Origin of the sequence: Escherichia sp. MOD1-EC5189 (assembly GCF_002966045.1) — a bacterium.
Taxonomy (GTDB): domain Bacteria; phylum Pseudomonadota; class Gammaproteobacteria; order Enterobacterales; family Enterobacteriaceae; genus Escherichia; species Escherichia coli_F.
Genome location: NZ_PTRX01000006.1, coordinates 198,584 through 215,636, shown reverse-complemented (window position 1 = coordinate 215,636; position 17,053 = coordinate 198,584). Strand labels below are relative to the sequence as shown.

Sequence of the window (17,053 nt, the reverse complement as noted above, 5' to 3'; positions counted from 1 at the left end):
GTGATAACTCCGTAAATTACATTCCAACCATATTATTCAGTTGCAGCATCGGCTCGAGGATGGCGATGACGATAAACAGCACCACACCCGCCATCATCACCACCAGAGCAGGCTCAAACAGCCCCAACGCCAGCCCCACCTGGGTATCAAATTCCCGTTCCTGGTTGACTGCGGCCTGTTCAAGCATGGTTTCCAGCTCGCCACTCTGTTCGCCGGAGGCGATCATGTACAGCATCATCGGCGGAAACAGGCGCAACTCCGCCAGCGCAGCGCGTAGACTGCTTCCTTCGCGGACGCGATCTGCCGCCAGCAGCAGTTGTTGCTCGACATAGCGATTTGCCGACACGGCGGCGGCGGTCTGAATGCCTTCCAGTAGCGGAACACTGCTGGCGGTGAGGATGCTTAAGGTGCGGGAAAAGCGCGCCGTATTCAGTCCGCGCGCAACACGCCCCGTCACGGGAAGACGCAGCAAGGTTTTATCCCAGCGCAGGCGCATCGCAGGATTTTTGAGTAGTCGTTGCCCCAGCACCAGAAGCCCCAGCAGACCCGCCAGCCAGTAAACGCCGCTGGTCTGCAACGCGTCGCTCATAGCGATAAGAGCGCGGGTGGAGGCAGGCAGCGCGTGTCCGAGATGATCAAACTGTTCGATAATTTTCGGCACCACCGCCGTCAGCAAAATAGTGACCACGCCCGTTGCCACCACCAGCAGTACCAGCGGATAGAGCATGGCCTGCAGCAGGCGTGATTTCAGGTGCTGTCGCTGTTCGGTGTAATCCGCCAGGCGATTGAGTACCACGTCGAGATGCCCGGATTTTTCTCCGGCAGCCACCATCGAACAAAACAGGGAGTCAAAGACGCGGGGATGTTCGCGCAGGCTGTCCGACAGGGTGTAACCTTCCTGAATCCGGCTGCGTAGCGCCATTCCGAGGCTTTTTACATGCAGTTTTTCACTTTGCTCACTGACCGCCTGTAAGCAGGTTTCCAGCGGCATTGCTGCCTGCACCAGCGTTGCCAGTTGGCGAGTGAACAGCGCCAGATCTGCCGCCGCCACACGACGATGTGCGTGTCGCCGATGCTGCAACATTCCCCCTGACGAAGCATTCATCCGGGCTTCAATGTGCACGGGGATAAGCTCTTTACCGCGCAACAACTGGCGGGCATGACGCGCGGAATCCGCCTCAATCATACCTTTGGTTTTGCGACCATTACGCTGTAACGCCTGATAGTAAAACAGTGCCATTACGCCTCCATCGTTACCCGCAGCACTTCATCGAGAGAGGTTTCTCCGGCAAGCACTTTCTCAATGCCGTTGCTGCGGATACCCGCAGAGTGTTGCCGGACATAACGTTCCAGCTCCAGTTCCCCGGCCTGACGGTGGATCAAATCACGCAATGTGGCGTCTACCACGATCAGCTCATGGATGGCAGTACGCCCGCGAAAACCTTTGTGATTACAGGCGGGGCAGCCCTGCGGATGGTACAGCGTGACGGTACGCACATCGGTAATTCCCAGCAGGCGTTTTTCTTCATCAGTGGCAGGCGCGGGCTGGCGGCAGTCGGTGCACAGTGTGCGAACAAGTCGCTGCGCCATCACGCCCGTCAGGCTGGAAGAGAGCAGGAAAGGCTCAACGCCCATATCCTGCAAACGCGTGATCGCCCCCACCGCCGTGTTGGTATGCAGCGTGGAAAGTACCAGGTGTCCGGTCAATGACGCCTGGACGGCGATTTCTGCGGTTTCGGTATCGCGGATTTCACCGACCATCACCACATCCGGGTCCTGACGCAAAATCGCGCGCAGGCCACGGGCGAAGGTCATGCCGACGCGGGTGTTAACCTGTGTCTGACCGATCCCTTCAATCATGTATTCGATGGGGTCTTCAACCGTGAGAATGTTGCGCGAGTGATTGTTCAGCTCCTGCAATCCGGCGTACAGCGTGGTGCTTTTGCCGGAACCTGTCGGCCCCGTCACCAGAAAGATGCCGTGCGGTTTGTGCAGTAACTGGCGCAGCTGCGCGGTCAGTTGCTGACTTAAACCCAGACGCTCCAGCGTCAGGCGGGCCTGGTTTTTGTCCAGCAGTCGCAGCACCACGCGCTCGCCCCAGGCGGAAGGCATAGTGGAGACACGCACGTCAATCGCCCGACCACCCAGCAGCAGCGCAATGCGCCCATCCTGCGGTACGCGTTTTTCGGCGATATCCAGCCGTGCCATCACCTTAATACGCGATACCAGCAGCGAGGCCAGTTTGCGCCCCGGACGCAGCATTTCATGTAATGTGCCGTCAACACGAAAACGGATCACCAGACTCTTTTCAAACGTCTCGATGTGGATATCCGAAGCGCCTTCTTTAATCGCCTCTGCCAACATGGCGTTGATCAGTTTGATGATTGGCGCATCGTCGTCACTTTCCAGCAGATCTTCCGTTTCCGGCAGTTCTTCCGCGAGGGTAAAAAAGTCCTCGGCGGAACCGAGATCTTCCATCAGCTGGCGAGCTTCGGAAGAGTCCCGCTGCCAGACCGCATTCAGCCGCTGTTCAAATTCGGCCTCGTCGATTTGCCGCAGCGTAAAAGACGCGTTCAGCCCCCGCTGCAGCTCCTGCAAAACAGAGAGCGACAACGGATGCACATGGAGGATCTCCAGCGACGCTTCGCACCATGCCACCAGGCTAAACCGACGGCTGAAACTGTAGGGCAGACGCACGGTGTTAGCGGTGGTTTCCTGTGCTACAGGCACCATTAACGCGTTCTCCCGGCATTAAGGAACGCGCGAACTTCCGGCGGTAAGGCCTGATTTTGCGCAGGCAATATCGGCTGCGCGGTGTGCGGCATCAGGCTTAAGCCCTGCTCATCGCGGTAGATTTGCTCGGCGCGCATGTAGTTATATTTGCGCTGCGACACGCCGTCTGCCGCCATACCATCACGCAGAATGGTCGGGCGGATAAACACCATCAGGTTACGTTTTTCTTTTTTATCCGCCGTCGATTTAAACAGGTTACCAATCAATGGGATATCGCCAAGCAGCGGCACTTTCGCCACGCTTTCTCCTGCCTGGTCGTCCATCAGACCGCCAAGCACAATCAGCTCGCCATCGTTAGCCAGCACGGTGGTCTTCAGTTTGCGCTCACCAAACACGACGTCGAGGCTGGTCTGTCCTTCCACCTTCGACACTTCCTGCTCAATCACCATCTGTACCGCGTTTCCTTCGTTAATCTGCGGCGTGACTTTCAGCATGATGCCGACTTTTTTCCTTTCTACTGTATTGAAAGGATTGCTGTTATTGGAGCCAACGGTAGAGCCGGTTAATACCGGAACATCCTGGCCCACCATGAAGAAGGCTTCCTGGTTGTCCAGCGTAGTGATGCTCGGCGTGGAGAGAACGTTCGAGCTGGAGTCGTTTTTAACCGCCTGTACCAGCGCCATCCAGTCGCCTTTCACCACGCCAACCGCCGTACCGCTAAAGCCAGAAAGAAGCTGGGCGAGCGTGGAGAGATCGCCGTTAGTATCCGGATTAATGGTGGTGGCACCGTTTTCGCTGATCACCGTTGAACCTTTCTGTGGCTTCGCTGCAGAAATCGCCGCCCCCAGCGTGCCGATAGGGATCTGCGTACCGTTGGCAAACTGCATTAACCCGGCATCTTTTGACGCCCACTGCACGCCGAAGTTGATATTGCTGCCTTCGGCAACTTCCACAATCAACGCCTCTACATGCACCTGAGCACGGCGAATATCCAGTTGTTCAATCACGCTTTGCAGCGACTGCATAATGTCCTGCGGCGCGGTGACAATCAGGGCATTACTGTGTTTACTGGCGGCAATAGAGACAACCTCACGCCCGCTACCAACTGTGCCTTCCGCCTCTTCTTTAGCCGCCGTGAGCGTGCCGCTGACCTGTTTCAACACATCGACCAGATCTTCCGCTTTGCTGTATTTGAGATAGAACACCTGGCTGTTGCCGCTGCGTTCCATTTCTGAGTCCAGACGACGGATCAGGCGGCGCATTTTGTCCCGCGTGGCCGGGTCACCACTGACAATCACACTGTTGGTGCGTTCGTCGGCGACAATCTGTGATTTCAGCGTTGCAGGCTGGTTCTCGCCGCTGTTTTTCGTCAGGCTTTCCAGCACGCGGGCGATTTCCGAAGCCGAGGCGTTATCCAGCGGGATCACCTCTTCAGTGCGATTTCCCGCGTGATCCACACGCTGGATCACTTCTGTCAGCCGCTCCACGACGGAGGCGCGTCCGGTGAGCATAATTACGTTGGAGGGATCGTAATTAACAACGTTGCCTGAGCCTGCGCTGTCAATCATCTGGCGCAGAATCGGTGCCAGCTCGCGTACCGACACATTACGTACCGGCACGACTTTGGTGACCATTTCATCGCCCGCGTAGTTGTCGCTGCCTTCACCAACCAGCGGCAGCGGCTCGACTTTCGCGGCACTGGATTTCACCACCTTCAGCACGTCGTTTTCCATCGGTACGACGGCATACCCCTGCGCTTCCAGCAGGTTAAGGAATAACTGGTAATACTGGCGTTCATTGAGCGGCGTCATAGTGCGAATACTCACTTTCCCCTGAACGCCCGGCCCCATAATGATGGTTTTATTAAGGTTAGCGCCGACGGTTTCGATGAACGATTTCAGGTCGGTATCTTTAAAATTAGCGGTGAAAGTGGCTTCTTCCGCCCAGGCCGGTGAACTGCATAATACCGCTGCCAGCACCAGCGGCAGTAAACGCTTTTTTGTTTTGAGGCCAGTTGTCTTCTTACGCCAGACCGACAACGTAATATCACGCCAAAACACGATGAATGATTCTCCTGGATTAAATGCGGTTAGCGCAGCGCGATGGAAATGTCGTAGCGCGCACCCTTGCGTAAAACCGTAAGTTGAATGGAATCCATTGAAGGTAACTGCCGCATCAGAGCAATCATTGCTCGTGGATCAGTGAAATCCTGCTGATTTAGTGCAATGGCGATATCGCCTTCCCTGAAACCGCTGGCATCGAACAGAGAACGATCTGCCCCCGGTTTCACTGCATAACCGACAATCCCCTCCTTACGCACAGGCGTAAGCTGGATATAGTTAAAAATTTTCTGCGGATCTTTCGCCAGTGCCTGACGCACGGCCGCCGGGATCTCAACGGGCGCACTGACAGCAGGCTCAACAACAGCTTGCTTTGCTTCGTCACTGACGGCTTTTTTGTTGGTCACGGCTACGGTGGAACGCTCCTCTTCTACCAGACTGAGCCGCTCTATTTTTCCCTGATAGCGCAGCATCACATGGTCGCGGTTGATTTCCTCAATCACTGCGTTGTGAGAGCCAAGCCGTTCACCCTGCAAATAGACCTGCTGTTTGCCACCTTCTTCAATAACCGCACCGGGTCTGGCACCAAAGGCGATCCCGCGCAGCACCACATTAAGACGCGTTTCTGCTACAGGTTCAGGTTGCTTTACCGGTGTGGCGACGCGCTGATATTTACCAAACCAGTTTTGCTGGCTGATTAATTGCACATCTTTTTTATCGAACGTTTTTACATCCGCATGGGGCTGTTTATTCACCCATTGAGAAACCGCCGTATATTCCGCAGAAAAGGAGAAATAGCGGCAGAGTGAATACGCCATTTTTGCAGAAATAATAAGCAGCATCAGCCAGAACATCGCGCGTACAATTTTGCGAAGATGCTCTTTGTTTGTATTAAGAGATTGTCTCTGGTTAAGAGTGTGACGAATTTTAGTCAGCCATTGAATGAGATAAATTCGTGCGTTACGAAAAACAACCCGCGCCAATTTATATACCCAACGTTATGCTTTGACTATTCCACAAGTAGTGCGATCCAGTTTCCGCTGATACTGGTTACCTGTACGTGTATCATTAATCGTTATGCTGTAATTAATTCCCTCGGTGATCATTAATTTCACCGTTGGGTCTGCACACATTTGTCGTTGGTAGCTGGTTAAAAAGGCGTCAGGCGTCTGCGTGGTCTGAGCACCCGCTTCGCTGATGATGGTCATTTTTACCGTCGTGCCGCTGCTTTGCGCCAGCACTAAGGTATAACCCGCAGATTTAATCGGCAGGTTTTGGCTGATATTTTGCGCCTGTTTTTTCGCCAGTAAACTGGCATTTTCATTATGGCTGGCACAGCCACTGAATAATCCTGTAGCGCTCAATAATAGCGATATTAATACCCTCCCTGGCATCTGTTTTATCGACATGGTAAATAATCTCTAAGGTTATTAATAAGAGTTAAAATGTCACTTTGATAATGACGGGGTTATCATTAAAACAATGCCTGTAGATAAAGTGTTGCTATACCGCCCAGACTTAAACACGGTCCAAAAGGCAGTGTGGTTGATCCTCTTTTTGTAATAACGGCATATATCAGGCCGCAGCATGAGGCGATTAAAGCCACATTGGGCAGCGACAACGCGCCCACCCAGCCACCTAACGCGGCGAAGAGTAATACATCGCCCATGCCTAATGCTTCTTTACGCAGAACTATTCCGGCTATCCAGCGCAGGGAGTAAAAAGTGATAAATCCCACCAGGACGCCGGTAACTGCGTCTTGTAGCGTTAACGGACTCTGTTGCGCCCATGCCGCAATCAGTCCTGTCCACAATACGCCCTGAGTAAAAACATCGGGCAGCCATTGGTTATCAAGGTCGATGATGCTCGCGGCAATAAGCCAGGCGGATAATATCATCACCGCCAGCCCCCATCCACTTTCCGGCCAGACCAGACTCGCCAGCAAAAAAGCGAGTGCCGTCAATAACTCCACCAGCGGATAACGCTTGCTGATTTTCGCCTGACAATCACGGCAGCGCCCTTTGAGCATCAACCAGGAGAGCAGCGGAATATTGTCACGAACGCGGATGGTCTGCTGACAATGCGGACAGTGCGAACGCGGTAGCGCAAGGCTTATTTTTGACTGCGCACTCGGCATTTCACCGTGAAACTCCGCCATTTGTTGGCGCAGCATGATGGGGTAACGCCAAATCACCACATTCAAAAAACTGCCGATAATCAATCCTCCGACGGTAGCCAGGACGGGCATCGCCGCGGGGTATTGCTGAAAAACATCAAAAAACATGGTTAAAGGTTATTTGTTGTAACTTGCCGGATGCGGGCCTGCAGGTGTATGCCATACGGCTTTCCTCCAGGCCCGATAAGCTTGCGCATCGGGCAAATGTGTTGACCCAATGCGCCTTATTTCATGCCGGATGCGGCGCGAGCGCCTTATCCGGCCTACGGGTGTCTGCCAGCGAAAATAATCGCGACTTTCCCTGTCTGTAGGCCCGATAAGCTGGCGCATCGGGCATATGTGTTGACCCGGTGCGCCTTATATCATGCCGGATGCGGCGCGAGCGCCTTATCCGGCCTACGGGCTTACTCAACTGACATCTTATGCTCGGTAACCTGATTAATGGTTTCCGGCCCTTGCTGCGGTTTCGGCAGACCAAGCGCCGCGAGCGTCTCGTAAGCCAACTGGCTCACTCCGCCCTCGAAGCTCATCTCGCTTGCCCCCGGAAGCTGGTAAGCATTCGCGCCCGGATTCCATTTCTTAAAGAACTCCGAAAGATCCGTCTGGGCGACCCAGGATGCACACAGCATCAGCTTGTCGGCAGCGTTACCGTTGGATTCGGCACAGTAATTTCTTTCGCCAAACCTGGTGTTACCAACCTCATCGCCACGTGCTTTACGGTGCATCAACTGGAACAGGTTCCAGCCTTTCATCCCTTCACGATCGCTGTAGAACTTAGGCAGGTCACCTTCTGGATACCACTGTTTGATATCAAAGTTTTTCTCTGCCCACTCCTTCAGCTGCGCGTACATCAGCAGACGGTCGCCCGCACCGCCGCGCGCCCAGGCCTGACCGTTGCTCTCGTCCAGATATTCCGGCGCGACGGTAATATCGTCAGCGACACGGTTCATCTTACCGAGATAGCGATCCTGCATGTACAGCGCCAGCACGTTGTTCGCCACTTCAGTTGCACCCGGTACGTTCAGCGGTGTTTCTGCAGCGTTATGACCGACTTCGTGCCAAATCAGCCAGTCGTTCAGCGGCGTCGTCGGCAGCGTGGTGCTGTTCGTCGAGAAGCTGCTGTTCATTACCGGATAACCCGAATGCGCATCACCGATGGAGATCTGCACATCGTTGGTGAAACGATGCTTGTGGCCCGTCAAGTTTTTATAGGTAAACATCCGGTGCTTACCGTCTTCATCATTACGACCGTAGAAGTCATTCATCGAGCTGGCAAAGGTATCCAGATCTTTAGCGAATTCTGCTACGCCACCAGTGAAATTGCTGGCCTCAAGGTTCTTCTTCGGCGTGGTGTAGACGAAAGCGTCTGATTCCAGCTCGCCCAACGGCGCAGGAGAGTTCAGATCGTTTTTCCATGCGCCGTCTTTATAGAACGGTGCTTTTACCACGCCAGTAAAGGTGAAGCTGGCAGATTCATTGGTAGAGCTATTGCCCTTGATATAAATCAGGCCACCGTAAGGCACCTTGAACTTCACCGTACCGCTAGCGTCCAGAGAGTACGTTTTAGTCACTCTTGGCGGACGGTTCAGCGCAACTTCATGCTTCTCACGTCCGGTCAGGTCGTCAGCCAGCGCCACGGTGACGGTCACAGGAACGTTCGCATTGGACTTAATGGTGACCTCTTTCTGAGCCGGTGCCCACAGGCCAGTTGACTGCATGTTACCTGCAAACCATTTGGTCGGATTCGAGTACAGTCTGATGGTTTCAGTAACGCTCTCACCTTCTGCCGATACCGCTCCCGGATACTTCTCGACATCAACTTTGATGTTCAGATCCCACCAGGAACGGCCCAGCATCAGGCGCGTCAGCGGTTTTTCCATATAGTTGAGCGGGTAGCTCGGGTTCATCATGCCTGCTTTGCTGCCTTCACCGTAGATCATCTTGTTATCGATCAGCGATTGTTTCAGCTCTGCGGAGCACTGCGTGCCACCATCGTAAGCATCGTTGGCGTAGCAGTTCAGGAACTCGGTGAACGTTTTAAAGCCCAGCTCGTCTTCCTTGCCGCTTTCATAGCGATATTCAATTTTATTCCACAGCCAGACCGACATGTTCTGGTACAGACGTTCCAGATCGACGCTGTTCAGACGCTCACCTTTGCGACCATTGGTCCGGAAGTAGAGCTCATGCTGATACAGGCGCTGAATGTTGGTGCCTAAATCCGCAGCCTGCACCATCGCTTTTGCCGTGTCGGCGTTAAGGCTTAGTTGCGTATACTGTGGAACATACATGCCACCAGTAACCGGAACCCCCGTGCCAGGACGGTATTCCAGACAGTTGACCTCGTAGTGGTAGTCAGAATCCTTACACTCTTCCAGCCCAGGGAACGCGTCCAGAATTCTCTGCTTCGCCGCAGCCAGTGACTCAGGCGTTTTGTGGTCGGCTTCATCAATAAAGGCGAATTGGGTTACCTGTTTGCCCTCAACTTCCTCCTGCCAGCTGGCAACTTCCAGTTTCGGTTTGTCATCAGGTTTGTTTTCTTGCTGATATTTCCACTTAACTTCCCCTGTCTTATTATCGATGGTGTACGGCAACGCACCATCTACGGCAGGATAACGTTCATAGACCCAAATGCCCGTTGCGCGCTGCTGACGAACGCGGTTCGGATACCCTTGAGGATCGTTATTCACCACCGACTTGTTCAGTGCCATCGACAGACCTGCGGCATCAAGCAGACGTACAAAGCCAGATGCGCTCTCTTCCTTAAGATTGCTCATCACGTTTTCCATGATCAGCACCGATCCACCTTTGTTCATATAGGCGATCAGATCGGTCACATCCTGCTGGCTCAGCTTCGGTTTGCTGGTATCTGCACGCAGAGGCACTGCATAGGGATCGCCCCCCACCTGAGTCACATATTCAAAGCCGTTAAGGATCAGCAGCGGCATTTCCTGCGGATCGAGATCGCCATAGCTACTTAAATGCTCAACAGAGATGCCCGCAAAATCCGGATGGAAGTCGAACGCAGCACTGTTTCCTGTAACCTGACCATGACGTTTGAAATAAACGGTATCCAGGTTGGTGCCTACGGTCATGCTGGCTTTCGCGTCCGGCGTCCATTTATCGTCGGACAGATAGCGCAACACGTTCTCCATGAAGTTCTTCATGTCATCCGGGTCGCTGTTGAGCGTACACTGCCCGTCTTTATTAACGCCCCCGTTCCAGCTGTAACCGTTCGGACAACGCAAAATGCTGTTGTAGTGCGGGTTACCGATAACCATCAGCTTGCCATCGCCCACTTGCCCCAGCGAGATAAACGGCAGGTTGAAGGTGGCGGTTTCGCGTGTCACGTTCTCTGGTCGCACAATGGAAGGCGCTTCAGTAATGTACGCCAGCTCATTTTTATCCCAGGCACGTTTCTCGCCGAAGGCCAGCCAGTAGTTTTTATCATTACGCGCCATCAGAATCGGGAACGCCGCGTTGGAGATATTCACCACAGCTTGACCGCGCGCATTACCGGTGCTGCCATAGAAGTTGGTAGAGTCATGGAATACGTGGAACTTGCTGACAGATTTGTAACTTGTATCCACGCCCCACAGCTTGTTGATAACGCCCTGAATCTGGCCGTCATTAACATTGCGCGTCGTCAGCGAGAACCAGCGTGCCTGGTTGCAACCGCCAGTTTTCGCACAGATTGCGTTATCAATCTCTTTTGCCTGACCCGTTTCAAACTGCTTGATAAATTCGTTAGGCAGATTAACGACTTGCTCACCTTCCCCCAGCGTCGCACCGTTGGATAACGAGAGATTGATAATCTCGTTAATCACGTTGGGATATTCGGCAAAGATCTTGCGTACATCGTCCGGAACAACACGGGTATTATTTTGTCCGGCTTTCGAATAGCGGTGGATAAGCTGATCGATATTTGCCCCGCGAACTTCATCGCCCAGCTCCGTCAGCGCAATAGTCGACTTGTTACCACGCACAGAACCAAGCTCAAAAGTGTCGATGCCAAAGGAGATGGTTTCCCCCCAACTAAAGGAAAATTCCCCGTTTTCTCCGGTTACACCACGGCCGGAATTGGTGTAATAGTTGACGCCAACTACACCATCCCCCTGACTATCTACCAGTCGACCTTCAGAGAGAATGATTTCAGTGGGTTGATACTGATAAAACTGTTCCGCGTTAGCCGACACGAAGGAGGCGTTCAGATCCGGTTTTGTTCCCGGCGTGGTGACAGGCACGACCGGTGAGGTATGAGTGGATGGCGCTTTATCGGTCGCGGCATTGTTTTCCACCTCTTCATTGACCAGCTTTTTGAACTCTTCCGGTGCCAGATCGATTTGCTTATACAGCGAGTCGAAACGTTTACTCTCGATCACCGAGGAGAACTCCAGGCACACCTGCTCTGTATTCGCCGGGCAACTGTTCATGGAGGTGACCAGCGAGAGCGCATTGCTTTTCTTGTTGTCGGAACCCGCCAGTTCTTGCGCGTCCTCAAGACTAAACGACACTTTGTCAACCGCACGCAGGCTACGCGCAGTCTCTGACTGGGTGTTGAATGTTGCAATGGTCGTACTGCCCACCACACAACTCACGGTATTGCCTGGCGTAAAGGTAAAGCCGTCGCTGGATTCACCATTACAGGTAGCACCAGTTACCCGCTGGCTTCCGCCCAGGGTCAGATACCCCGTTTTCGTAGGAACAGGTTCTGGCTCCGGTTCTGGTGTCGGCTCTGGATCGGGTGTCGGGTCTGGTGTAGGTTCTGGGTCCGGCGTCGGCTCAGGTGTCGGTTCCGGGGTTGGTATTGGATCGGGTTTCACTTCCGGCAAAGTCCCTGCTCCAGAATCTACAGACGGCGTATCGGAGGACGATCCTGAACCACCGCCATCACAACCGGTTAATAAGGTTGCGCTTAAAATAGCCGCTAAAAGCGATTTTTTATATTTAAATTTCTTATTCATTAATAACGCAAGTGACAAAATAAAATTAAAGAATTTGTAACTGGGAAAATAGTTTTATGCTTTATTTTCTCTAATAACTTCCTCCATTCTTAAGAAAACGGCATCATTTATAGAAAAACAGGTGAAATCTATAAGAATATCCCCTATACGATATCTGTCAGGTTATTTTTACGAAATTTCAACAAACAAAAAATCAACAACTTTTCACAGCGTAACCATATAAATTCGTTGATAGTTTTAACGATTTAGATTGCAAAAGCAACAGATAGAACGGTGTTTGCTCATCAAGCGAACATAATTAATACAGACTTGTTTTGCGTGATAAAAAAACAGATGTTCTCACACCCTTAATTATTTAGTATGTTATCTGAATGCAATACATTATTACTGTATAGATAATAAAGCAGGAAATGATTTTAAATTAATAAGACAGAATAATGTAAATGAAGCCGGATGATATTAACGATCATCCGGCTTTATTGATTTACGAAACTAACATCCCGGTAAACACATACGCCTGCAGCAGGGTGATAATGCCGATAACGCTGGCAAAAATCAGACTGTGCTTCACGGTGTAGCGGAACAGTTCAGATTCTCGGCCCACCATACCTGTCGCGGCACAGGCCACGGCGATAGATTGCGGGGAGATCATCTTGCCGGTCACGCCACCGCTGGTGTTTGCTGCCACCAGCAGGGTGTCAGAGACGTTGATTTGCTGCGCCGTCGTTGATTGCAGTGAACCAAACAGGGCGTTAGAAGACGTATCCGAACCCGTGAGAAATACACCCAACCAGCCAAGGAACGGTGAGAAGAACGGGAACATCACGCCTGTGCCCGCCAGTACCAGCGCCAGCGTGGTGGACATACCGGAATAGTTGGTGACGAAGGCGAACGCCAGCACCATGCCAATCGACAGTATCGGCCACTTCAGGCTAATTAGCGTTTCGGCAAAGACACCAATACCTTTCTTGATCCCCACGCCGAGGATGAAGATCGAGATAATCGCCGCAATAAAAATAGCGGTGCCGCCAGCGGAGAGAGGGTCGAATTTAAACACCGCATCCATTGGCGTTGGCTGAGCGACAATGGGTGCCGCTTTCAACACTTGTTGATGCAAATGAGGGATCTGGAAATTAATCACCAGCGAATAAAACGCACCGCCCGGAGCAAATAACGCTTTAAATGGTTTCATCGTCCAGATGGTAACCAGTACCGTTAAGATTAAAAACGGTGACCATGCACGAATGATTTGCCCCAGACTATATTCTGAAGGCACGGGACCGCCAGAAGATGGCTTATTTACCACCATCGCACCTGCGGATTGCCCCATGCTGATTGCCGTTTCGGTATTTTTCGGCCGCCAGACTTTAAGGAATAAAGCGAGTGAGACAATACTCACCAGCGCCGAAGTAATATCCGGCAGTTCCGGACCAATGTAGTTAGAGGTAAAGAACTGCGTGACAGCGAAGCTTCCCCCTGCAACCAGCGCCGCTGGCCAGGTCTCTTTCACCCCTTTCCAACCGTCCATCATTGCCACCAGCCAGAATGGCACAAGAACCGACAGGAACGGTAACTGACGTCCCGCCATTGCGCCAATATCAAACGGATCGATTCCCGTTACCTGACCAGCGACCAGAATCGGCACGCCCAACGCACCAAACGCCACCGGCGCAGTGTTGGCAATCAGACACAACCCCGCCGCATATAACGGTTTGAAGCCCAGCCCCACCAGCAGAGCGCCTGTAATCGCCACCGGCGCGCCAAAGCCAGCCGCTCCTTCCAGCAGTGCGCCAAAGGAGAAACCAATCAGTAACACCTGCAACCGCTGATCGTCGGTGATGGAGATAACCGAACTGCGGATAATATCAAACTGCCCGCTGGCAACGGTTAATTTATACAGGAATACCGCCGCGACAATAATCCACGCAATAGGCCATAATCCATAAATAAAGCCATAGCCCGCAGCAGCAAATGCCATATCAATTGGCATTTTAAAGGCGAATATCGCAATCAGGATAGATAATATAAGGGTTATTGCTCCAGCAACATGCCCTTTCAGACGTAATACCGCGAGTGCAACGAAGAAGAATATTATCGGGATCAGGGCGACCAGAGCGGATAGCCCCAGTCCTCCCATCGGCATATACATTTGGGTCCAGGTAACCATATTGTTCAGTCTCTTATTATCTTTATATGCTTGATATACTTAAGGTTGTAATAAGCAAAAGAGGACTGAACTGTAAAATATAGGCGTTATACTTTACAGCAACAGCACGCCGCTAACGCAATTGCTACCTCTGGCATAACAAGTATATCGGGTAAGGGTTTCTGTTCCGCACACACAGGCGCAGAGTATCGTAAAGATGTCCATAATGTTGTTTTAATCCCGCTAGTGATGCGCTACGGGTATTTAATATTGTTAAACCCTGATAATCGCTCCGGTTATTTCCGGGATAAATGTACTACCGCAGTTACTATCATAGCCCCGACAATAAATCTTGCCGGGGCTTTTTTGACGCTATTAATGACTTTCTTTTTCGCGTAAACGCCAGGCGTGTAATAACGGTTCGGTATAACCGTTTGGCTGTTTCACACCGAGGAAGATCAAATCGCTGGCAGCTTTAAAGGCACACGAGTTAGCGAAATTCCCCGCCATCGGACGATATGCCGGATCGCCAGCATTTTGCTGATCAACCACTTTCGCCATATTCTCCAGCGACGCCTGCACCTGTTCTTTGGTCAAAATACCGTGACGTAACCAGTTGGCGATATGCTGGCTGGAGATACGCAGCGTTGCGCGGTCTTCCATCAGCGCCACGTTGTGAATATCCGGCACTTTTGAACAACCAATCCCCTGCTCCACCCAACGCACCACGTAGCCCAGAATTCCCTGCACGTTGTTATCCAGCTCTTGTTGGATCTCTTGCGCCGACCAGTTAGCATTTTCAGCAACCGGAATGGTCAGCAGATCGTCCAGCAGCGGTTCAAATTCAGCATTGAACTCGGTCTGGGCAATGTTGGCTTGCACACTCTGTACGTTGGTTTGATGGTAGTGCAGCGCATGGAGTGTAGCGGCAGTTGGCGACGGAACCCAGGCCGTGTTTGCCCCGGCACGCAATTGGTCGCCCTTCTGGCTGTACATGTCTGCCATCAGGTCCGGCATTGCCCACATCCCTTTACCGATTTGCGCTTTACCGCGCAGCCCACAGAACAGACCGGAAAGCACGTTATTACGTTCGTAGGCTTTGATCCACGGCGTCGATTTCATCTGGTTTTTACGCAGCATCGGGCCAGCTTCCATCACCGAATGCATTTCATCGCCGGTACGGTCGAGGAAACCGGTATTGATGAACGCCACGCGGTTGCTCGCCTGAGCGATACAACTACGCAAGTTCAGCGAGGTCCGGCGTTCTTCATCCATAATGCCCATTTTCAGGGTATTCGGTGCCATACCGAGCATTGCCTCAACGCGGGTAAACAGTTTGTTGGCGAACGCCACTTCCTGCGGACCGTGCATTTTCGGTTTCACAATATAGACGCTGCCAGTGCGCGAGTTTTTCTGCACTTTTAAATCATAGAGGGCAATCGCGCCAGTCATGACGCCATCAAGAATGCCTTCCGGGATTTCATTGCCTTCGCTGTCCCAAATCACAGGAATGGTCATCAAATGCCCCACGTTGCGGATAAACAGCAACGAGCGTCCGTGCAGAGAAATTTCAGATCCATCGGCGGCAGTGTACTGACGATCGTCATTCAGTTTACGCACGATTTGCCGACCGTTCTTCTCCATTTTCTCTTGCAGAGTCCCCTGCATCAGGCCCAGCAGGTTGCGATACAGCAGGATTTTATCTTCCGCATCAACCGCCGCGACCGAATCTTCGCAATCGAGAATGGTACTGATGGCCGCTTCGACGATAACATCGTTGATGTGCGCCGGATCGTCTTTGCCAATCCGCCCGTTGGCATCGATTTGTAGCTCAATATGCAGGCCGTTATTTTTCAGCAAAATGCAGGTCGGCGCAGCAGTATCGCCACGGTAACCGACAAACTGTGCTGGAGTACGTAACGTGGTTTCTTTACCATTTTTCAACTGGATGCGTAATTGTTTATCGACCACCTTAAACGCCACCACATCCTGATAGCTGCCGTTTTCCAGCGGTAGAGATTCATCGAGGAAACGCCGAACCCAGGCGATAACCTGCTCACCGCGCTGCGGATCGTAGCCGCTGACCATCGCCCCTTCCTGCGGGATGATGTCACTGCCGTATAACGCATCGTACAGTGAGCCCCAGCGAGCATTCGCCGCGTTCAGCGCGTAGCGAGCGTTCATCGCCGGAACCACCAGCTGCGGCCCCGCCTGACTGGTGATTTCGCTATCAATGCCCGTGGTTTCCACCGTCACGTGCTCCGGTTGCGGCACCAGGTAGCCCAGTTCACGCAGGAAAGATTTATAGGCCGCTTTATCTTTTACCGGCCCCGGATTGCTGCGATGCCACTCATCAAGCGCCGCCTGAATGCGATCGCGCTCTGCCAGCAACTGACGATTCTCTGGCGCCAGATCGTGAACGATCTCATCAACATTGTGCCAGAACGCGGCAGCATCCAGTTCCACGCCAGGCAAAACTTCTTCATCCACAAAACGTTTAAAATTGGCGTCAATGCGTAAACGGCCCTGGGTTATGGTTTGACTCATTGTTTATCTCCTCGTTTTCGCTTATTTCGCCAACACCGCTGCTGCCGCTTTCGCGACCTGCGCATCCTGTGCTCCGGTTAAACCAGAAACGCCCACGGCACCAATAATTTGCCCATCCACAACAACCGGTACGCCACCTTCCAGCGACGTCAGTAACGGCGCAGTCACGAACGCGGTACGTCCGTTGTTCACCATCTCTTCATAGCCCTTAGTTTCACGACGCCCCAGCGCGGCGGTACGCGCTTTCTCCTGGGAGATGTAAGCCGCAATCGGCGCGCAATCGTCCATGCGACTTAACGCCAGCAGATGACCGCCGTCATCAGCAATAGCAATGGAAACAGACCAGTTATTTTTCTGCGCCTCTTCCTGACCTGCGGCAATAATTGCACTCGCCATTTGCTGGCTAAGAATGACTTTAGTTTTCATTTTG

General features: G+C 52.5%; 10 protein-coding genes. All 10 read right to left on the bottom strand.

The genetic code is table 11. From position 1 onward, the window contains the following. Positions 1-16: 16 nt before the first annotated feature. Positions 17-1,240, bottom strand: a complete 1,224-nt coding sequence (gene gspF, locus ATB02_RS07560; protein WP_105271336.1) for a type II secretion system inner membrane protein GspF — start codon at positions 1,238-1,240, stop codon at positions 17-19. Continuing rightward, complete coding sequence (gene gspE, locus ATB02_RS07555; protein WP_105268462.1) at positions 1,240-2,733, bottom strand: type II secretion system ATPase GspE; 1,494 nt, start codon at positions 2,731-2,733, stop codon at positions 1,240-1,242. The genes gspF and gspE overlap by 1 nt, the downstream gene beginning before the upstream one ends. Next, positions 2,733-4,793, bottom strand: coding sequence for a type II secretion system secretin GspD (gene gspD / locus ATB02_RS07550; protein WP_105271335.1), 2,061 nt, complete (start codon positions 4,791-4,793; stop codon positions 2,733-2,735). Before gspD ends, gspE begins: the two co-directional genes overlap by 1 nt. A gap of 29 nt (positions 4,794-4,822) precedes the next feature. Further along, the gene (gene gspC / locus ATB02_RS07545) at positions 4,823-5,776 is read right to left on the bottom strand and encodes a type II secretion system protein GspC (protein WP_105271334.1); all 954 of its coding nucleotides are present in this window, start codon (positions 5,774-5,776) and stop codon (positions 4,823-4,825) included. A 15-nt stretch (positions 5,777-5,791) separates the two neighbouring features. Continuing rightward, positions 5,792-6,202: a type II secretion system pilot lipoprotein GspS-beta gene (gene gspS2, locus ATB02_RS07540; RefSeq protein ID WP_105271333.1), complete on the bottom strand. Its 411-nt coding sequence runs from the start codon at positions 6,200-6,202 to the stop codon at positions 5,792-5,794. A 65-nt stretch (positions 6,203-6,267) separates the two neighbouring features. Continuing rightward, positions 6,268-7,077 carry a prepilin peptidase PppA gene (gene pppA / locus ATB02_RS07535; RefSeq protein ID WP_105271332.1) on the bottom strand — a complete coding sequence of 270 codons (810 nt, stop codon included), beginning with the start codon at positions 7,075-7,077 and terminating at the stop codon, positions 6,268-6,270. 296 nt (positions 7,078-7,373) lie between these two features. Beyond that, positions 7,374-11,930, bottom strand: coding sequence for a lipoprotein metalloprotease SslE (sslE, locus tag ATB02_RS07525; RefSeq protein ID WP_105271331.1), 4,557 nt, complete (start codon positions 11,928-11,930; stop codon positions 7,374-7,376). A gap of 484 nt (positions 11,931-12,414) precedes the next feature. Beyond that, positions 12,415-14,097, bottom strand: a complete 1,683-nt coding sequence (glcA, locus tag ATB02_RS07515; protein ID WP_000259279.1) for a glycolate permease GlcA — start codon at positions 14,095-14,097, stop codon at positions 12,415-12,417. A gap of 354 nt (positions 14,098-14,451) precedes the next feature. Further along, positions 14,452-16,623, bottom strand: coding sequence for a malate synthase G (gene glcB / locus ATB02_RS07510; protein ID WP_105271330.1), 2,172 nt, complete (start codon positions 16,621-16,623; stop codon positions 14,452-14,454). Between the two features lie 21 nt (positions 16,624-16,644). Continuing rightward, positions 16,645-17,049: a GlcG family protein gene (locus tag ATB02_RS07505; RefSeq protein WP_032306971.1), complete on the bottom strand. Its 405-nt coding sequence runs from the start codon at positions 17,047-17,049 to the stop codon at positions 16,645-16,647. Positions 17,050-17,053: the final 4 nt, after the last annotated feature.